The 18,214-nt window shown below is 56.8% G+C and carries 19 protein-coding genes; 7 read left to right on the top strand and 12 right to left on the bottom strand.

The window, feature by feature from the left end:
• Positions 1–3 precede the first annotated feature (3 nt).
• A complete protein-coding gene (locus GWA01_RS08080; RefSeq protein WP_146796099.1) occupies positions 4–570 on the bottom strand; it encodes an HdeD family acid-resistance protein in 567 nt (188 codons plus the stop codon).
• Positions 571–816: 246 nt separating this feature from the next.
• On the opposite strand from GWA01_RS08080, the gene accD reads away from it, so the two are divergent.
• Positions 817–1,683: an acetyl-CoA carboxylase, carboxyltransferase subunit beta gene (accD, locus tag GWA01_RS08075; protein WP_146796096.1), complete on the top strand. Its 867-nt coding sequence runs from the start codon at positions 817–819 to the stop codon at positions 1,681–1,683.
• Complete coding sequence (locus GWA01_RS08070) at positions 1,683–3,008, top strand: bifunctional folylpolyglutamate synthase/dihydrofolate synthase (RefSeq protein WP_146796093.1); 1,326 nt, start codon at positions 1,683–1,685, stop codon at positions 3,006–3,008. The genes accD and GWA01_RS08070 overlap by 1 nt, the downstream gene beginning before the upstream one ends.
• A gap of 57 nt (positions 3,009–3,065) precedes the next feature.
• On the opposite strand, the gene GWA01_RS08065 is transcribed toward GWA01_RS08070, so the two are convergent.
• Positions 3,066–3,914 (bottom strand): PhzF family phenazine biosynthesis protein, encoded by an 849-nt coding sequence (locus GWA01_RS08065; RefSeq protein WP_146796087.1) that lies wholly within the window; start codon positions 3,912–3,914, stop codon positions 3,066–3,068.
• Positions 3,915–3,982: 68 nt separating this feature from the next.
• Positions 3,983–4,276 (bottom strand): hypothetical protein, encoded by a 294-nt coding sequence (locus GWA01_RS08060; RefSeq protein WP_146796084.1) that lies wholly within the window; start codon positions 4,274–4,276, stop codon positions 3,983–3,985.
• A 132-nt stretch (positions 4,277–4,408) separates the two neighbouring features.
• Between GWA01_RS08060 and GWA01_RS08055 the strand changes: the two genes are divergently transcribed.
• Entirely contained in the window at positions 4,409–5,920 is a 1,512-nt protein-coding gene (locus GWA01_RS08055) for a replicative DNA helicase (protein WP_146797661.1), read from the top strand.
• A gap of 109 nt (positions 5,921–6,029) precedes the next feature.
• Here GWA01_RS08055 and GWA01_RS08050 read toward each other — a convergent pair whose 3' ends face one another.
• Positions 6,030–7,205 (bottom strand): pyridoxal-phosphate-dependent aminotransferase family protein, encoded by a 1,176-nt coding sequence (locus GWA01_RS08050; RefSeq protein WP_228118570.1) that lies wholly within the window; start codon positions 7,203–7,205, stop codon positions 6,030–6,032.
• A 41-nt stretch (positions 7,206–7,246) separates the two neighbouring features.
• The gene (locus tag GWA01_RS08045) at positions 7,247–8,485 is read right to left on the bottom strand and encodes an allantoate amidohydrolase (RefSeq protein WP_146796078.1); all 1,239 of its coding nucleotides are present in this window, start codon (positions 8,483–8,485) and stop codon (positions 7,247–7,249) included.
• 105 nt (positions 8,486–8,590) lie between these two features.
• Here GWA01_RS08045 and GWA01_RS08040 point away from each other — a divergent pair, with 105 nt between their 5' ends.
• On the top strand, positions 8,591–9,472 hold the full coding sequence (locus GWA01_RS08040; protein WP_146796075.1) for a LysR family transcriptional regulator: 882 nt from the start codon (positions 8,591–8,593) through the stop codon (positions 9,470–9,472).
• Between the two features lie 11 nt (positions 9,473–9,483).
• Complete coding sequence (locus GWA01_RS08035) at positions 9,484–11,082, top strand: gamma-glutamyltransferase family protein (protein WP_228118516.1); 1,599 nt, start codon at positions 9,484–9,486, stop codon at positions 11,080–11,082.
• A gap of 6 nt (positions 11,083–11,088) precedes the next feature.
• Here the strand turns inward: GWA01_RS08035 and GWA01_RS08030 are convergent, their stop codons facing one another.
• The 7 genes from GWA01_RS08030 to GWA01_RS08000 form a co-directional block, all read right to left on the bottom strand.
• Positions 11,089–11,418, bottom strand: a complete 330-nt coding sequence (locus GWA01_RS08030) for a hypothetical protein (protein WP_146796072.1) — start codon at positions 11,416–11,418, stop codon at positions 11,089–11,091.
• Positions 11,418–12,911, bottom strand: a complete 1,494-nt coding sequence (locus tag GWA01_RS08025) for a PepSY-associated TM helix domain-containing protein (RefSeq protein ID WP_146796069.1) — start codon at positions 12,909–12,911, stop codon at positions 11,418–11,420. Before GWA01_RS08025 ends, GWA01_RS08030 begins: the two co-directional genes overlap by 1 nt.
• Positions 12,911–13,177: a hypothetical protein gene (locus GWA01_RS08020; protein WP_146796066.1), complete on the bottom strand. Its 267-nt coding sequence runs from the start codon at positions 13,175–13,177 to the stop codon at positions 12,911–12,913. Before GWA01_RS08020 ends, GWA01_RS08025 begins: the two co-directional genes overlap by 1 nt.
• A gap of 188 nt (positions 13,178–13,365) precedes the next feature.
• On the bottom strand, positions 13,366–14,703 hold the full coding sequence (locus tag GWA01_RS08015) for an AtzE family amidohydrolase (RefSeq protein ID WP_146796063.1): 1,338 nt from the start codon (positions 14,701–14,703) through the stop codon (positions 13,366–13,368).
• A complete protein-coding gene (locus GWA01_RS08010) occupies positions 14,700–14,876 on the bottom strand; it encodes a DUF4089 domain-containing protein (RefSeq protein WP_146796060.1) in 177 nt (58 codons plus the stop codon). The genes GWA01_RS08015 and GWA01_RS08010 overlap by 4 nt, the downstream gene beginning before the upstream one ends.
• Positions 14,877–14,921: 45 nt before the next feature.
• Positions 14,922–15,302 (bottom strand): oxalurate catabolism protein HpxZ, encoded by a 381-nt coding sequence (gene hpxZ / locus GWA01_RS08005; RefSeq protein ID WP_371858431.1) that lies wholly within the window; start codon positions 15,300–15,302, stop codon positions 14,922–14,924.
• A 16-nt stretch (positions 15,303–15,318) separates the two neighbouring features.
• A complete protein-coding gene (locus tag GWA01_RS08000) occupies positions 15,319–16,080 on the bottom strand; it encodes a DeoR/GlpR family DNA-binding transcription regulator (RefSeq protein ID WP_146796054.1) in 762 nt (253 codons plus the stop codon).
• A 173-nt stretch (positions 16,081–16,253) separates the two neighbouring features.
• Here GWA01_RS08000 and GWA01_RS07995 point away from each other — a divergent pair, with 173 nt between their 5' ends.
• Together GWA01_RS07995 and GWA01_RS07990 are read left to right on the top strand one after the other, a co-directional pair.
• Entirely contained in the window at positions 16,254–17,210 is a 957-nt protein-coding gene (locus GWA01_RS07995) for an N-acetylglucosamine kinase (protein ID WP_229316057.1), read from the top strand.
• Positions 17,211–17,223: 13 nt separating this feature from the next.
• Positions 17,224–18,177, top strand: coding sequence for an SIS domain-containing protein (locus tag GWA01_RS07990; protein ID WP_146796051.1), 954 nt, complete (start codon positions 17,224–17,226; stop codon positions 18,175–18,177).
• Positions 18,178–18,214: the final 37 nt, after the last annotated feature.

The following is an 18,214-nucleotide window of genomic DNA, read 5'->3' as shown; positions in this document are numbered from 1 at the left end:
TTCTCAGAGAGCATTCTTACGCAGGGACATGCCAAATAAAATGGCAGCGATCCCTGCGAAAATCAGCTCTACCGCAATAAGCGTCCCAAACAGGGAAAGCCCGGACCACGGCAACGTGGCGTACAACAGAATACCAACCAGCAGCGTCACAAGCCCGCTTGCTGCCGCCGTCCACCAGGTGCTCAGTCCTCGATGGCCCGCCGCCCAGAATGTCCGACTTAACCCGGCAAAAATCAGGCACCCTGCGAGCACAGCCGTCAGGAATACAGAGCCTGTCGCTGGCTCCTCGATCATCAGCAAGCCTGCGATGATGTAGAAAATACCCATAATCCCTGAGAGCCACTGCCCCGACACGGATAATCCGCGATGCATGAAGCTCTGAAGGACCTGAGCCATGCCCGCCATGATCAGGAGCACACCCAGAATCACCACACTCGCAAGCGTGGTGGTTACAACGTCGGTCCAGGCAAGCATGCCCAGAAGAACAAAAAATATACCAACGCCAATAAACCAGCCCGGCTTGAGCCCCTGCCCTGACGGATTACGAAAACTGACAAAACGGTCCGACATGATTGCGTCCTTCTTCAGGCCGGATACGTCTGGAATATGCGTTCCGGAAAGTCATCGTTCTAACAGCATTTGGCGGGTCTGGGTTGCCCTTTCCCGCATGGCAGAAGCGCAGTAAAAAGCGCGTTTAAGGAGAAGGCTGGCAAATTCAGGCGACCAGCGTTAAAAACGCGCCCCAATACCCAGCCCCAGCCGGGCCCCCATATTGCTGCCTTCCTCAACGACGGCAGACGGAGAGTAACGAGAAACATGAGCTGGCTGACCGAATACGTCCGACCCAAGCTGCGTGGCCTGCTTCAGCGCGACGTGCCGGACAACCTGTGGACCAACTGCGAATCCTGCAGCCAGATGGTCCTCATCAAGGACCTTGAGCGCAACGAAAAGGTCTGCCCGCATTGTGGCCACCACATGCGCGCCAAAGCCCGCGAGCGCATGGCATGGACATTCGATAATGGTGAATACACCACAATCGAACTCCCCAAGATGCCGGTTGACCCGCTCTCGTTCCGTGACTCCAAGCGTTACACGGATCGCCTGAAAGAAGCACGCAGCAAATCCCATCTGGACGAGGGCCTGCTCGTGGCCCACGGCCTGATCAAGCAGCAGAAAGCTGTCGTGGCTGTCATGGCTCCCGAATATCTTCTGGGCACCATGGGCGCAGGACTGGGCGAAGCCTTCATCGCAGCCTGCCGTCTGGCCGTTCTGCAGAAAGCACCGCTCGTGGTCTTCACGGCGTCAGGTGGCGCACGCATGCAGGAAGGCGCCGTCAGCCTCATGCAGATGCCCCGCACCACCATCGGTGTTCAGATGCTGCGTGAAGCCGGACTGCCCTATATCGTCGTCTTCACAAACCCGACGACGGGCGGCGTTTCCGCATCCTTCGCCATGCTCGGTGATATCCACATCGCCGAGCCCAACGCACTGATCGCCTTTGCTGGCCCCCGCGTCATTCAGGACACCGTGCGAGAAACTCTTCCAGAGGGTTTCCAGCGCTCCGAATACCTGCGCGAACACGGCATGGTGGATATCGTCGCCAAGCGCAGCGAACTGCCGGAAACTCTTGGCCGCATCATCGGCCTGCTGACCAAGCAGCCTGCAGCTTCAGAAGCAGCCTGATGGCCACCCAGAAGGGCGAGCCAGTAAAGCTGGCCAGTGAGTATGAGGGCCGCCCGGGTGCGGTCCTCGCTCGTCTTCAGGACCTTTATCCAAAGCTGATCGATCTTTCGCTCGACCGTCTGGAAGTCCTTCTGGCAAAGCTTGGTCACCCCGAGCGCGCACTACCCCCCGTCATTCACGTGGCGGGTACCAATGGCAAAGGCAGCACCTGCGCAAATCTCCGCGCCATCGCGGAAGAAGCAGGCCTGCGCGTCCACGTCATGACAAGCCCGCATCTTGTCAGCATTCGCGAGCGCTTTCGTCTGGCAGGCAAGCTGGTAGATGAAAACCTGCTCGTCGAAGCGTTCGAGGAAGTCGCGCGCGCAAACGACAGCGCCCCAATTACGGTCTTCGAAGTCCTGACCGCTGCAGGCCTGCTCCTGTTCTCACGTATTCCGGCAGATCTCGTCATTCTCGAAGTCGGGCTTGGTGGCAGACTGGACGCAACAAACGTCGTTCCTAACCCGGCCGTCTGCGTCATCACACCCGTCAGTCTCGACCATCAGGCATTTCTCGGTGAAACGCTCTCAGCCATTGCAGGGGAAAAAGCGGGCATCATCAAACAGGGCGTGCCTGTGGTCTGCGCAGCACAAAAGCCCGAAGCCCTCGCCACAATCCACGCAAGAGCTGCATCCCTCAATGCCCCCCTGCGCGTTGTTGGCACAGACGTGACGATCACCACAGACGGCGTACACCTGCATTATGCAGATGCTGACGGAGCACTCGAGCTTCCTCTACCCGGCCTCTCGGGCCCGCATCAGATCGAAAATTCAGCACTGGCCGTTGCAGCCCTGCGCCTGTGCCACGTCAAAATTCCAGACGCCGCCTATGCCGGAATCGCCAACACACGCTGGGCAGCCCGCCTTCAAAGGCTCCACGGCAATCTGACACAGATGCTCCCGGAAGGCTGGGAGCTTTATCTGGACGGTGGCCACAACCCCGGTGCAGGTGAGGTTCTGGGAAAAGTCATGGACGGGTGGAAAGACCTTCCCATCCATATCATTGCTGGCGTCAAGCAGAGCAAAGACGCCTCAGGCTTTCTTGCCCCAATCGTCTCCCGTGCCACATCCGTCCAGGCCGTTGCCGAGCCGGGACAGCATCTTGCCATGCCAGTTGAAGATATCATCGCCGCATCTGGCAATGTCGCAACGCCGGGCCCGACGATCCAGGAAGCTCTCGCACGCCTTAATGCCTTGCCCCACGCTCCAAAAGCACGGGTGCTAATTTGTGGAAGCCTATATCTGGCAGGCGTCGCACTCGCACAGGATGGCTGGCAGGCAGACTAAAATCTCCCTGCCTCGATCTACGAGGCAGGGATCTCAACAACTCCGCGTCGTCGAATATTATTCGGTCCGGATAATTCCTGAAATCCGTGTCACAACACGACCACCCACCCAGATGTCCGAACCGCTCTGCTCCAGAATGACGCGCCCCTCACGTCCCATAGTGGTCCCCTGACTGGCAACATACTGCGCGGGTGCAATTCCCGCCCCGATCAGCCATTGGGCAATCGACGCGTTCAGGCTTCCTGTCACGGGGTCTTCAAATCCGTTCTCGGCGCCCACAAACGCCCTCAATTCAAATTGCGCCTCGCTACCGTCAAACGCCGGATCCCAAGCCCCGACAACCCCCAAATTTTGCCCGACCAAAGCCTGATAATTCGGTCGAATAGACAACACTTCGGCGCGTGATCGTAACTGCACCCCAAGCCACCCAGGGCTATTGTCACACCACTGCGCCGCAACAACCGCCTCCGGCGCAAGCCGCAGTGCCGCCATCGCCTTCAGCAAATCAGCAGGCTCAACCGACCCGGATCGCACAAGCGGAGGGGCTGCAAACGCCACCCTGCCTCCGTCAGTCCGAACCCGCACCAAACCAGCAGGGCATTCCTGAACTACAACACTGCCTCTAGGCACACCACCGCAGGTCAGCCAGACATGAGCAGTACCCAGCGTCGGGTGCCCCGCAAAAGGAAGTTCACTCTGAGGCGTAAAAATGCGGACCCGATAATCAGCATCAGGATGCGTCGGCTTCAGCAGGAAAGTCGTCTCGCTGAGATTGGTCCAATTGGCGATTACGGTCATCTGAACGTCCGTCAGACCGTCTGCACCAACAACGACAGCCAGCGGATTACCTTTGAACGGGCTTGCCGCAAACACATCAACCTGATGAAAAGCCAATTCAATCGTCATACATTCACCCTTCCGGAATTCCGCTTAAATCAGAAGCATGATTCCACTGAAGGCATTCTCTCAGACTGTCACCGTACGTAAAGACGAACCAGTTCAGTCCATTCCTCCTGAATACTCACATCCGGCATTCGTGCGTCAGCCTGACGATACCAGTAACGCGCATTGGACAGATCCCCTTCCTGTCGATGCAGGAAAGCGTGGACACGGTCACAGTCCCTCGTGCCTTCGGCCTTCTGAACTATCTCATGTGCACGTGCCCAGTCCCGCCGTCCGGCCCACCACAATGCCTGCTGAACACGATTCAGACGCTCAGGCGGTTTTGCAGCCTTGAGACTCGCGTGGAAATCCTTGGAATCAACCATGGTTTTTCCTTTCTGCTGGCTGAAGCGCCATTTCCCGGGGGTTTCACATATCCCAACGCATCAGCTCACTAACAGGATGCCATTTCATACGCTGCTTACGGTGGCCCCCAGTGCTAAGATCACCCAGTGAATATGATCGAATCGCCAACATCCTCCCCCGTGTCGGAAACCAGCCCCAAGGATGGCCTGGGTGCCCTTCTGCGCCGTTCTCCTCCTGCGAGTCAGGCAGCAGAACAGGCCCTTCTTGGCGCCATCCTAACCAACAACAAAGCCTACGAGCGCGTTTCAGACTTTCTGGAACCTTCGCATTTCTCGGACGAGGTCAACGGCCGGATTTACGAAGCCGTTGCCCGCCGGATCGAACGCGGCCAGCTTGCAGACCCTGTCACAATGCGTGCCGAATTCGAACATACCGGACTGCTCAATGCGGCCGGTGGACCCGCATATCTCGCACGCCTGCTGACTGCCATGGTAGGCATCGTCAATGCTGGCGATTATGGCCGCGTCATTCACGATGCATGGGTGCGACGACAACTGATCGACATTGGCGAAAACGTCGTCAACAACGCCTTCGGTGCGCGCCCCGATCTGGACGGCGTGGACCAGATCGCAGCCTCCGAAGAGGCACTTTTCAAGCTCGCCACCGATAAAGGTCAGGAAGGTGGGTTCGTCTCTTTCGGCAAAGCCCTAACGGGTGCGATCGACGTTGCTGAAAAAGCATTCCACCGCTCCGGCGATGTCGTGGGGCTCACCTCCGGCCTACGCGATTTTGACAAGCGCACAGGCGGCCTTCACCCTTCCGATCTCATCATTCTTGCCGGTCGTCCTGCAATGGGCAAAACCGCACTTGCAACCAAAGTCGCTTTCTCAGCGGCACGCGCCCTACTGCGTGATGCCGAAGACGAAGGCGTTCCCCCCAAGGGTGCTGTTGCAATCTTCTCACTAGAAATGTCGTCCGAGCAGCTGGCAACCCGTATTCTGTCTGAACAGGCCGAAGTCTCAGGTGAGCGTATCCGTCGTGGCGACATCGGCCAGAAAGAGTTTGATCGCTTCGTACGCGTCTCCCGCGAACTCCAGCGCCTGCCCCTTCATATCGATGACACTCCGGCCATCTCCCTGTCAGCAATGCGAACCCGCTGCCGACGCCTCGCACGAACAAAAGGCCTGAGCCTCGTCGTCGTCGACTATCTTCAGCTCATGCGTCCGGCCATCGGCACGAAACCGGATAACCGTGTGCTCGAAATTTCCATGATTACACAGGGTCTCAAGGCAATCGCCAAGGAACTCTCGGTTCCCGTCATCGCACTGTCCCAGCTCTCCCGTCAGGTCGAGTCACGCGAAGACAAGCGCCCCATGCTCTCTGATCTTCGTGAATCCGGCTCCATCGAGCAGGATGCTGACGCCGTGATGTTCGTCTACCGCGATGAATATTACCTGCAGCAGCGCATGCCGAAGGAAAGTGCTTACGACAGCACGGACAAATTCCAGATCGCCACCGAAGAGTGGCAACGAAAAATGGCACTCGTCCATAACAAAGCAGAACTGATCCTCGAAAAGCAGCGTCACGGGCCGACGGGAACGATCCATCTCTACTTCGAAGGCGAATTCACCCGCTTCAACGACCTCGACATGATCCACGAATAGGCATTCAGCTGCACAAATCCGAGTATAGGCAGACCACCCTCCGTCGGCACAACCGGTGTGCCGACGGGAATTCACGTCAGAGCAAAGACAACATACTTACAAAACAGGTCTAGCCCCAGGCTTCCCTTGCAGCGTCCACACCCGCACCACGTGGCAGCTTGAAACCTTCTCCGGCCAACACAGCCTCAAATGCTCCAAGGGTCAGCAGGACCTTGTGTTTCTGAGCGTTCACACCCATCGCACCAATCCGCCAGATCTTGCCGGTCAATGGCCCGAAAGACGAGACGATTTCGATCTCAAAATCCTGCCGCATCTGCTCCCGCACCCGGGCGTTGTCCACACCCTCAGGAACCCAGACCCCCGTTACGTTGGACATTCGGGTCGCATCGTCCCCATAGATCTGCAGACCCATCGCCCGCAGCCCCGCCACCATTGCGCGCCCCGCACGCGTATGGCGCTCAACACGCGCAGCGACACCTTCCTCTACCACAATCCGCGCAGCTTCGCGTGAGGCATAGAGCATGGAGGTTGCCTCGGTATGGTGATTCATTCTGGCAGGGGACCAGTAATTCATCAGCATCGCCAGATCGAAATAATTCGAATGGATGACCGGCCCCTCACCCTGCGGCTGGCCAGTCGCAATTCCAGCCTCATCATGGCGTCGCGCAAGAACAGCCGCCACTGCGCGATCCGATAGCGTGATAGGCGCAGAGCCCGGCGGCCCACCCAGACATTTCTGAAGCCCTGCCGTCGCAACGTCGATGCCCCAGGCATCAGTTTCAAACTCCATACCACCCAGCGTAGCCGTTGCATCAACATAGAACAGCACATCATGACGACGACAGATCGCCCCGATGTCGGCGAGAGGCTGCGCGGTCGTGGTGGATGTATCCCCATGAACAGCCGCAACCAGCCCCGGCCTATGCTCAATGATCGCCGCTTCAACTTGTTCAGGGCGCACGACCTGCCCCCACTCAACATCAATCGTGCAAGGCACACCCCCACATCGGGATACAATTTCTGTCAGCAGCAGACCAAATCGGCCAATACGCGGAATAACAACCTTCATGCCCGGAGTGACGAGCGAGACAAGCGCTGCCTCAATCGCCGAACGCGCAGATCCGTTGACCAACAGCGTCTGCTTGTTCTTCGTCCGGAAAACCTCACGGTAGAGCGCCATTGTCTCATCCATGTAGGCCGTCATTTCCGGGTCCATCTGCCCAATCACGTCCGCTGCCATGGCGCGCAGGATACGGGGATGCACGTTGGCAGGACCCGCCCCCATTAACAGACGGGAAGGAGGATCAATCTGGCTGAAAGACAGGGTCACGACAAGTGGAACTCCTTGACAAAAGCAAGCAGGGCACGATGGGCCAGCTCAACATCTTCAACCCGGACATCTTCATCCGGATGATGGCTCAGACCGCCAGGACTGCGAATAAACAGCATGGCCATCGGACACAGATGGACCATCGCCATCGCATCATGTCCGGCACCGCTCAGAAGGCGGGAAGCAGGACGCCCTGTAACACTGGAAACCGCCTTTTCAAGCTGACTCACCATCTCAGGCGTACACGCAGCACTCGGCAGAAAATGGCTCTGCTCAAATGACGCTTTCAGCCCACGGCGTGCTACGATATTCCGTATTTCTTCCTGAATTTGCAGTACCATCCGGTCACGCTGGGCTTCCGTTTCAGCTCTCATGTCCAGAGAAAAACGTACTTCCCCCGGAATGACGTTCGAGACATTCGGATGCACCTCCAGAAAGCCTACGGTAGCAACATGGTTCTCCCCCGAAGCAACACCAATCCGCTCAACTGCGGAAACCACCTCTGCCGCGGCGGCCAGCGCATCACGCCGTAATGTCATGGGGGTGGTTCCCGCATGATCTGCCTGCCCATAAATCCGCACACGCTGACGGGTCTGAGCAGCAATTGCACTGACCACACCCAAAGACCCGTCTTCTGCTTCCAGGCAGGGGCCCTGCTCAATATGCGCTTCAATAAATGCCAGAATCTCGCCCTTCTGACGCACCGCATTTTTAAGAAGCGCCGGGTCCAGCCCGTAATCTTCCATGGCCTGAGCAATACTCTTGCCTTGAGCGTCTACGATAGCGGATGGAACGGTATCCACCTGCCCGGCCATTGTGCGCGAACACAGCATTGGCGCCGGGAAACGCGACCCTTCCTCATCTCCAAAACCCACCACTTCTATCGCGAAAGGCATCCGAATTCCGTCTGAATTCAAGGCTGCAACCATCTCGATCCCGAGCATTACGCCCAAAATACCGTCATAGGCGCCACCATTGCGCACAGTATCAAGGTGGGAGCCCGTCATCAGGGCAGGCGCATCAGGTGTCAGCGCCTCATAGCGACCGATGATAGAGCCGGCAGCATCGATGCGCACAGACATCCCCGCTTCTTCCATCCATATCCGCACCTGCTCGAGGGCTTTGCGGTATGCATCTCCAAGCCAGAAACGAAACAGGCCGCCTTCCATTTCGCTGAAGGGTGCGCTCGCCAGAATCCTGCATCTTTCGACCGCCCTTCCCCCATGACTGGTCATGCTCTCTCCCGTCTGTGCGCCAAGTGTCATTTTCGGTGGAAGTTTGCGCTCATACCGGCATCAGATCAAGTTGACCGGCCAATGAATTTGCCTTCACATATTTATATGAATGATCAGTCGCATCTTGATCCGTTTCATCTGAGATCGTTTCTCGCCGTTGCGGAGACGCTGCATTTCACATCTGCCGCGCAGATGCAGGGTGTCAGCCAGTCCACGATCAGCCAGCATATCAGCAAGCTGGAAGATGTATTAGGTACACGCCTTCTGGCCCGCAGCACGAAAAGCGTGCGCCTGACGGAAAGCGGGCAGCAACTGATTCTTCTCGCGCGAAAACTGCTCCAGTGCGAGGACGAAATCCTCTCACGCTTCAGCAAAGACACACCACGAGGCACAATCCGCCTGGGCGTTACAGAAGATCTTCTGCTGACTCGTTTCCCCGAAATTCTGGGGATGTTTCGCGCTGCACACCCCTTGCTTAAAGTCACTCTGACAGTGGGCCTCAGTGCAAACCTCGCAAAGCTCCTAGAAGAATCCTCCATCGACCTGCTGTGCGGGATGCGCCGCTCCACAGACACACATGGCCGCAAACTCTGGACGGAACGCCTGCGCTGGTACTCACCCGACGGCATGCTTCCATCCTCAGAGGACTCCCTGCCTCTCGTCACGTTCCCTGATGGAAGCGTCACCAGACGTCTGGCCATAGAAGCCTTGAATCGCGCAGGCCGTCCTTGGCATCTGGCGTTCACGAGTGACAGCCTCAGCGCTATTCTGGCAGCCGTGCGCGCAGGTTATGGCATCACCGCTCAACCCGCCTTCCTCACGGGCAACAAACTCATAACCCCCTGCGCGTCGGGCATACTGCCAGCCCTTCCAGACGTGGAATTCATTGCCTCAACACGCCACCAGACAGCCCAGGGTCCCGAGGAACTTCTGACACAGGTCCTGCAGGACCATATCGCTCCCGCCGTCATGACATCCCAGACCTGAAAGCCGACGACATGGTGCATACTTCAAACTCATTACGCGGGATGGTCACATCCCCACACCATCTGGCCAGTCAGGCCGGTCTGGACGTTCTGAAGGATGGCGGCACCGCCATCGAGGCTATTATCGCCACAGCTTCAACACTCTCAGCCGTCTATCCACACATGACGGGCCTCGGTGGAGATGCTTTCTGGCTCATTGCGTTTCCAGACGGACGCACACTTGCCATTGATGCCTGCGGAAAGCTCGCACAAGCCGCTACCAACGATTTTTACGAGCAAGCCGGACACAAAACGATCCCTTGGCGGGGCGGGTTCGCAGCAAACACCGTGGCGGGAGCTGTATCGAGCTGGGAAGCCGCTCTTCGTGAGAGCTCCAAAATACAAACACCCCTCCCGCTGGAGCGGTTGTTGCGAGATGCCACTCACTACGCCGAAAACGGCCGCGTGGTGACGTCCAGCGAAGCTGGCCTGTTGCGAGAAAAAAAACACGAACTTTCTGACAACAATGCCTTTCGTCAGGCATTATTGTCAGACACCATTCCTCTGGTCGAGGGCGACATCCGCAAAAACCCAGCCCTTGCACAAACCCTCAGGCACCTCGCCACACATGGCCTGCGGAGCTTTTATGAAGGCCCGCTAGCGCGCATGATCGCTGCCGATCTGGCAGCTGCGGGAAGCCCCGTCCGCCTGTCAGATCTCCTGAACCATCAAGCAACAACCGGCCTCCCCCTTGAGACAGAAACTTCCTGGGGTCGCCTCTACAACACCGCACCACCAACTCAGGGCGTCGCTTCCCTGCTCATTCTGTCACTCTTTGACCGCCTTGGCCTGAACCGTGAAAATGTAGACAGCTACGAACATATTCACGGCATAGTCGAAGCCACAAAACAGGCCTTTCGCTACCGCAACACAGAGGTCGATGGTCGCCCCACATCAGAAGCAAATGCCCGCGCACTCCTGAGTGACCCCACCAGCCTCACGGATATGGCCGATCGTATTTCCATGAATCACGCCTATCCGTGGAACGAAAAAACCCAATGGGGCGATACGACATGGATGGGAGCGATCGACAGCTCGGGCCTATCCGTAAGCATGATCCAAAGTCTGTATTTCGAGTTCGGCTCTGGCGTGATGCTGCCAGAAAGCGGGCTGCTCTGGCAAAATCGCGGCAGCTCCTTCCGTCTGACATCAGGAGGCTGGAACGCCCTTACACCGGGCGCAAAACCCTTCCACACACTGAACCCGGCAGCAGCCCGCCTCAACGATGGACGATTAATGGTCTACGGAACGATGGGCGGCGAAGGCCAACCACAGACGCAGGCGACAATTTTCAGCCGCCATATCCATTACGGCACGCCCCTACAGGAAGCCATTTCCCGCCCGCGTTGGCTGCTAGGACGCATATGGGGTCATGGCAGCACGTCCCTAAAAATAGAACCGGGATTTGATCCGGCCGTCATTTCCGCATTACGCACTGCCGGACATGAAATTGAAGAGCTTCCGGCCCTCTCAATGCTGATGGGGCACGCCGGTGCAATCATACGGCACGAGAATGGCCGACTGGAAGGCGCCACAGATCCCAGAAGTGATGGCGCCGTAGCAGGCTGGTAATACCACCTACACACAACCCAGAAGCACAAGCATCACACCCAGTACGGGCGCTGTTCGGAAATAATTCCGGGCAGCAAACCCGATCCAGAATGCACTGCCCACACATCCCACGGACAACAGCATCATCCAGTCCAAAAAACCGAACACCGGCGAAGTGACAAGACACAATACGAGTGCAACCGCGAGGAGCGCTGCTTCAAGACAATACCCACGCAATTTCATGGGCTTCCCCCACCGAGACGTAAATCCAGCGCTACGGCGCGGGTGTGTCAGGCTCCCGGCATGACAGAAACACGCTCCAACAATCAGCCCGGATGCTACAAAGAATACATGCATTACGCCGCTCTACGCCCAAGCCGCAGAGCCCCAATCAATGCGCAGAACCCAAACGCAAAAGCTGTTAAATCCACGGTGGCATAAAGCACGCGGTCAATGCCTCCCACACGGAGCACTGATGCAGTCGCAGCATCCAAAAACGGTAGACCCAGCCCCAGAAACGCCCATAGCGACAAGACGCAAATCCATACGAGATGACGAGCCTGCGACCGGACCATCAATACTCCCAGCGCAAAGCTTATGCCCCAGACCAAGAAAAACGCAGCAACCTCGTCTCTGGACCGATGCTCCAAAGCTACCGGAAGCAGGCGGTTGGCCCAGAGATAGACCACACAGGCTAAAGGCACCCCACCAACAACACCAACATTGATGGCTTCAACAATCGAAAGAAAAGCGCTGGGACCCGACTTTCCACGCTCCAGTTTTGCCCGGCGTTTGGCGGTATAAAAAACCAACCCGCTTCCCATCATCAGCGTCGAACATATCCCGCCGAAGAAATACAGCCAGCGCAGCCCAAGCGTGACATTCGTCGCCAGATGCAGACCGTTCAGTAACTTGTTTGTCTTCGCCACCCAACCATCCGGTGGGCTTTTCGACACCAGATGTCCGTCATGGGCATCGAACGTCACCCACGCATTAGACAGGGAAAGATGGCCGGTGTTTTCCATGTAAGCCGTGGCCATACCCGGCGAAAACAGAACATATCGGACAGGAGCACCTGAAAGCGCCTCCGCCTGCCGGATCAACGGACCAAGCGGAGCTGTGGGAGCCCAGCTCTCCTCAGATATGGGAGCAGAAGCGGCCACGGGCGCAGGAGACGGCTTGGCTGAAACAAAATCCACCAGATCCCGCACAGGAAATGCGTTCGCTGCAACAGTCAGGCCAGTACAGGCAATCATGATATGAAATGGCAATACGGCGATGCCCATAAGGACATGCATGTCCAGCCACCATCGCGTCGGCGTCGAAGCAGGCCTGAACGTAAAGAAATCCGGCAGGATCTGCCTCAGATGCAACATGATGCCTGAAATCAAGGTAATGCACATGCCAAGAGCTGCATAACAAACGAGCTCCGCCCCCCAAAAAGGACCAAGCCACAACGTGAAATGAAACCCAAAGAAGAACTGCCCACCTATCGTTTGGCGTACTGACAGCACACGTCCGTCGCGAGGGTCCACAAGATCCCCCATGAACGCCCGGCCGTTATATTTCAGGACTCGTAAAGATGGATCGCGAGGTTGTGGCAGCAGGATAAATGATCCGCTCTCTCCACGCGCGGCCGCCGCCCGCAGTCGTTCAGCCACACGGTCCAGAGCTTCATCCGTGGGAGCAACGCCACGAACAAGATGGACTTCAGGCTGCATCCAGCGCGTGATTTCGGTATCAAACATTGCCAGCGTACCCGTCACGAAGACCGGAAACAGCAGCCAGCCAAACAGCAGACCACCCCATTCATGCAGCCAACCCATGCGCCGACGGAGAGAAATATCCATCAGCCTACCCAGAGCCTAATACCCAAAAGAGAAGCCGCTACGAAGAGCATGAGGCCGCAGGTCCATGCAGGGATACGCAAACCAGTTGCAATAAACGCCCAACTCATCAGACACGGGACAAACAATACACCCGCGATACTGAACGCCTGTTGCCCCTCTGCGCCCCAGAACCCACAAAGGCTCGAAAACAGCAGCAACATTGACGCATACAGCGCACAGGCCAGCGCTACCCTACGTCCGAAATATTCAGACCGGTCCTGCGCCATTCAGGCGTTCCACCCGTCACAAACAAGACTCAGATTAATAATTCGAACAATCGACATCTGCACGCATCAAGCCCCGGAAACGCGAAAGCGGAACCTAATGTGCGGAGGACGTAAATGCAAACGATTATCAATAACGCTCTATGGGATAATGTTTCACCACGGGAGGCACACTCTCCCATGGTGCTAAATCAAACGCGCCGCGCCAACGCGATACCGCTTTCTTCGAGCCGACGCCCGAGGGCTAGAAGAATATCCTCCCGCCCCGGCCTGGCAACAAGCTGAGCCCCTAATGGCAACCCTGGTACAACCAAAGGCACCGTCAGAACCGGAAAACCTGCAAGCGTCAGAGGCTGCGTATACAGACCCAGATTGGCGCGCGCCGACACCATTTCCCCACCAACCTCAATCAACGGTTCGTCGAAACGCGGGCTTTCCCCAACCACAGCCGGAGCAATCAGAACATCGACATCGGTAAATGCCTTGTGCATTTCCGCCCTGAACCAGTTGCGGAGGCGATGTGCCTTGAAAATCAACGTAGCGGGCAGCAATGCACCCGCCAGCAGACGATCCCGAACGGCAGGATCATAATCCGCAGCACGTTCTTTCAAGCGGTCCAGATGCAAAGCCGCCCCTTCGGATGCACTGATAATAAAGGCCGCAGCACGCGCCCGAGCCACCTCCGGCAACTCCACAACTGTGCCTGCTCCCAGAAACTCCGCCAAACCGTCAACCGCTGCCTGCATAGGTGCAGACATATTATCGGCAAACCATCCACCCAGCCGCGCTATCCGCAGATTTGTCGTATCGACGGGCACCATCGTCTCTTTGGTAAGAGCTTCAAAGCACGCCTGTAAACCAGATGCACTGTCCGCAAATGGGCCAACGGTGTCGAGACTCGCCACAAACGGATAACTGCCCTCTACGGAAAGACGGCCCTGCGTGGCACGTAACCCCCATACCCCACACAATGAAGCGGGAACACGAATGGAGCCGTTCGTATCGGACCCCAGACCAAGCGAAAACATACTCGCAGCAACACCAGCAGCTGAACCGCCTGAAGACCCACCCGCAAGCCGGTCAGGGGCATGCGGATTGCGGGTCACGCCATTATGGGCGTTATCCGTCGCAAAGCCGTATGCAAACTCGTCCATGTTCGTCAGCGCTACCGGAATTGCACCTGCCTCCAAAAGGCGAGCAACCAGAACCGCATCTTCATCCGAAGGCGGATCATTCCGTAAAACAACTGAACCAGCAGTCGTTATCTGTCCTTGCACATCAAAGAGGTCCTTGATGCCAAACGGTACACCCGCCAGCGCACCTGGGTCTTCGCCCGCTGCAACCTTGCGATCCACTTCTGCCGCAGCTTGCAGCGCACGCTCATGCAGCAGACGTGTGACGCAGTTGAGTGTACTATCCCGAGCCTCAATATCTGCGAGAACAGCCTGCGTCACATCAACCGCAGAGCGCTTTCCACTCCGGACAAGTGCCGCGATATCACACGTCTTCAGTTCCAGTCCGGTGCTCATGGCTCGTACTCGAACGCAGGCTCTAGACGGTCTGAGAGTTCCAACCCTTCCACAAGCGCTCCATAGCTCCGCAACAGATCCAGATTCAACCGTATGCCGGGATAAAATTCAGCAGGCAGTTCCGTCAGACCACTCGCCGCAGCCAGAATTCGGATTTCCATGTCGTCTTTCATCGCGTGCCCTACTTCCTTATCCAACAGAGAGTTTTTTAGCGCTGATCAGGAGACGTCAGCCATCAGAGAAACATGTGCCGCCAGAATCTTCCAACCCTGCCCAGTGCGAAACCAGGTCTGGCTCTGCCGCCCAATTTTCGTCCCACCAAGACGCTGAAACTCAAGATCGACAACAGCAACATCTCGTCCGATGGCCGTAATCACACGCCGCAGAACTTTGCGCGGAGGAGAGCCACCAGGCCGACGCTTCCGAAAATCGTGAATTTCCTCGAAACCGTAAAGATTCTCTCCCACACCATAACGAACCGTCTCCGGGCCATCATGAAAGAGCGCATCAAGCGTGCCCAGATCATTGTCTCCCAAAGCTTTTTCATAAAGGTCCGCGAGTGACGTGATTTCTGCCAGAGTTTCAGGATCGTTGAGCATCGTCATCCTTGTCGGTCTAGGCCACGATAATCTTGTGCCCCCGTTCCCTGAGCGCGCGCAGCCGCGCAGGATCAAGTTTCGTATCCGTAAATATATGCGAAAGCTGATTGAGGCCACCCACTCTGTATGTCGAATGACGATCGAATTTTGTATGATCAGCAAGAAGATGACACTCATCAGTCCGCCGCATAATCGCCGCGTTGAGGCTGGCTTCTTCCCCATCCGGCGTTGCAATGGAATCATCGGACTGAACAGCGTGGGCTCCGAGATAGGCCTGATCGAACCACAATCCGCCAATCACCTGCTCCGCCAGCCAACCCACAATACTGCGCTGGGTATGCCGCACCTTTCCGCCGAGCAGGGTCATATCAATTCCGGAAACTCCGCTGAGCATTTCTGCAATCAGAATATTGTTGGAAAATACTTTCAGGGGCATGGGGTCGAGCCGGAGGAGGCGCGCAAACTGAAGAACAGACGTCCCGGAATCAAAAAACACCGCAGACCCCTTTTTCAGGTGCGGAAATGCAGCCTGCGCTATTGCACGCTTGTTTTCGATATTGAGTTTCTCGCGGGTCTCAAAAGCGATTTCCCGGTCCTTCGATTCCGCAATCGCCGCACCGCCATGCGTTCGGACGATAATACCTTCATCTTCCAGTCTCTGGAGATCACGCCTTACAGTCGCCAATGATGCGTCTATTTTTTCGGCAAGTTCATGCACGCCGGTCATGCCGTTCAGGTAGAGATAACGGCGGATCTGCGTCAGACGGTCGGCGACCAAAACAGTTTCTCCTTTACGGGCATACGCTCTCGAAACCTGCCTTGCAGCACCTTCACCAAAACGCGCATAATCATGCCAGAAAGTTATACCTAACGATCAGTAAGGTGGCTTGACATGAGCGCTTCCCGAACGATCATATCGATATCAACACCATTTGCACGAGAAAGATTACCGTGAGCGAACCCTGTATTGCAGCAATGGACGGTGGAGGCACAAAAACGCTTCTGGTCATCGCACGGCAGGATTCCACAATTGTCGAAATCAGGCGCGGTGCTGGCTCAAACCCTTTTGACCAGCCGTTGTGGCGCTCTGTTCTCGAAAACCTTCTCGGTAATCTACCCTCGTCTCTTGAAGCTGTTTCGTTTGGCCTTGCGGGGTATGGAGAAAGCGAAACGCTCCGATCACGACAGGATGAAGCTGTAAATTCGCTCATATCCGTACCGTTTTTTATCAAAAACGATGTGGATATGGCCTGCACGGGAGCTTTTGCCGGCAAAAGTGGCATTCTGCTGCTCTCCGGCACAGGTTCGATGGCATGGGGAACGGACGGCCACAAGAGACAGTGCAGGGTCGGTGGCTGGGGTGCCCTCTTCGGGGATGAGGGAAGCGCGTTCTGGATCGGGCGAAAAGCGCTCTCCCTTCTCACGGAAATTCTTGATGGCAGAAATACAGCAGACGCAAATTTTCTGGCGCCATTCTGCGAGGGTGCTGGTCTACCCAAAAATCCTGAGCTCTGTGGCTCAGCACTTCTGGAATGGTATGCGTCCCTGACACATGAACGCTCCTCCGTGGCAGCCCTGGCACGCATCGTGTCCGGAATGGCCGAAAGCGGAAACCTGACTGCCCAACACTTGATGACAGACGCAGCGGACGAACTCGCGGCCCATATTAAAGCCATCCGCACCCGCTTCGCAGGTATCACAATGCCTTGGAGCTACGCAGGTGGCACCTTGCAGAGCCCCTTCCTCCGCAACGCAATCGCCAGACAGTGTGGGGCACCGATCAAACCCATCCTCCCCCCCGCGGGTGGAGGACTTCTTTCCGCCGCACGACTGGCCGGATGGAACTGTGAACCGGAATGGATCGACAGACTTGCGCACAATCTGCATGAATCTGGCCTAAGCTCCTGAGAGGCATATCATCATGAACGCCACGGAACGCGGGATCCGCGAACAGTTTCCCCTATGGAACAAGGTCAGTCAGAATGTAGGCCGCCCTGAGGCAGGCACAGTCCATGTCGTGGTGGGGTGTGGCACATCTGTCCACATAGCTGATTCGATTGCAGACACACTCAACCGAAAGGGCTTTTTCGCCCGCGCCGTGGCGGGAAACGAATGGACCAGACGCCCGGGCGATTACGTACCCACAGCGCTGAACCCCAGAATTCTGGCACTTTCACGCAGCGGTGAATCTACCGAAACAGTCGCAGCCGCAGCGGCCAGCCGAGCACACGGCCTGCACGTTACCGCATTTACATGCGCCGAAAGCACCAGCCTTGCTGAAAACGCAGACACTGTCGTGATGGCCGAGACACACCCCGAGGAAGGCATCGTCATGACCGCATCAGCCAGCCTGATGCTACTGATGGGTCTGCGCTATGCTGGAATTTCCGTAACACCCAGCACGACTTCGACTGCCGAAAACCTCCTGAATGACATCGAACCACGTCTCGCCGAAATAATAGCAGGGCGCACGCATTTTGTTTTTCTCGGTGGCGGTGCCCTGTACGGCGTGGCCCGGGAAGGCTCACTTAAGCTTCAGGAAATGAGTCTGAGCCAGACCGAAGCGCATCACCCACTAGAATACCGCCATGGGCCCATAAGTCTGATCGACGAAAACTCACTCGTCATTTTCCTCTATCACCCTGAGACATTGGAGGAGGAAAGCCTGCTCGCCACTGAGCTGATGGCAAAAGGCGCGCGGGTTATCGGAATTGGAGGACCGGGCACGATTTCAATGACCGTTAAAAGCGATGCAGAAACGCGACCGCTTGTGGTTCTGCCTGCCCTTCAGATGCTGGGCGAGTACGTGGCGCGCGCCAAAGGCCTGGACACACTGGCACCCAGACACCTGACGAAAGTCGTGACGATTTCCTGAACGCCCCTGTCGACACCGGATCCCTGTGGGGTCCGTG

Origin of the sequence: Gluconobacter wancherniae NBRC 103581, from assembly GCF_007988885.1 — a bacterium.
Classification (GTDB): domain Bacteria; phylum Pseudomonadota; class Alphaproteobacteria; order Acetobacterales; family Acetobacteraceae; genus Gluconobacter; species Gluconobacter wancherniae.
This window is presented reverse-complemented; position numbering and strand designations above follow the sequence as displayed.

Excerpts from the sequence above, each read along its gene's own strand:
- hpxZ (WP_371858431.1), bottom strand. The coding sequence starts at position 15,302 with ATGCTCAACGATCCTGAAACTCTGGCAGAAATCACGTCACTCGCGGAC.
- GWA01_RS08030 (WP_146796072.1), bottom strand. The coding sequence starts at position 11,418 with ATGCATGTATTCTTTGTAGCATCCGGGCTGATTGTTGGAGCGTGTTTC.
- GWA01_RS08050 (WP_228118570.1), bottom strand. The coding sequence starts at position 7,205 with ATGGGGGCGGGTCCTGCCAACGTGCATCCCCGTATCCTGCGCGCCATG.
- GWA01_RS08025 (WP_146796069.1), bottom strand. The coding sequence starts at position 12,911 with ATGGATATTTCTCTCCGTCGGCGCATGGGTTGGCTGCATGAATGGGGT.
- GWA01_RS08010 (WP_146796060.1), bottom strand. The coding sequence starts at position 14,876 with ATGAAAGACGACATGGAAATCCGAATTCTGGCTGCGGCGAGTGGTCTG.
- accD (WP_146796096.1), top strand. The coding sequence starts at position 817 with ATGAGCTGGCTGACCGAATACGTCCGACCCAAGCTGCGTGGCCTGCTT.
- GWA01_RS08055 (WP_146797661.1), top strand. The coding sequence starts at position 4,409 with ATGATCGAATCGCCAACATCCTCCCCCGTGTCGGAAACCAGCCCCAAG.
- GWA01_RS08065 (WP_146796087.1), bottom strand. The coding sequence starts at position 3,914 with ATGACGATTGAATTGGCTTTTCATCAGGTTGATGTGTTTGCGGCAAGC.
- GWA01_RS08020 (WP_146796066.1), bottom strand. The coding sequence starts at position 13,177 with ATGGCGCAGGACCGGTCTGAATATTTCGGACGTAGGGTAGCGCTGGCC.
- GWA01_RS08080 (WP_146796099.1), bottom strand. The coding sequence starts at position 570 with ATGTCGGACCGTTTTGTCAGTTTTCGTAATCCGTCAGGGCAGGGGCTC.
- GWA01_RS08060 (WP_146796084.1), bottom strand. The coding sequence starts at position 4,276 with ATGGTTGATTCCAAGGATTTCCACGCGAGTCTCAAGGCTGCAAAACCG.
- GWA01_RS08035 (WP_228118516.1), top strand. The coding sequence starts at position 9,484 with ATGGTGCATACTTCAAACTCATTACGCGGGATGGTCACATCCCCACAC.
- GWA01_RS08070 (WP_146796093.1), top strand. The coding sequence starts at position 1,683 with ATGGCCACCCAGAAGGGCGAGCCAGTAAAGCTGGCCAGTGAGTATGAG.
- GWA01_RS08015 (WP_146796063.1), bottom strand. The coding sequence starts at position 14,703 with ATGAGCACCGGACTGGAACTGAAGACGTGTGATATCGCGGCACTTGTC.
- GWA01_RS08040 (WP_146796075.1), top strand. The coding sequence starts at position 8,591 with ATGAATGATCAGTCGCATCTTGATCCGTTTCATCTGAGATCGTTTCTC.
- GWA01_RS08045 (WP_146796078.1), bottom strand. The coding sequence starts at position 8,485 with ATGACCAGTCATGGGGGAAGGGCGGTCGAAAGATGCAGGATTCTGGCG.
- GWA01_RS07990 (WP_146796051.1), top strand. The coding sequence starts at position 17,224 with ATGAACGCCACGGAACGCGGGATCCGCGAACAGTTTCCCCTATGGAAC.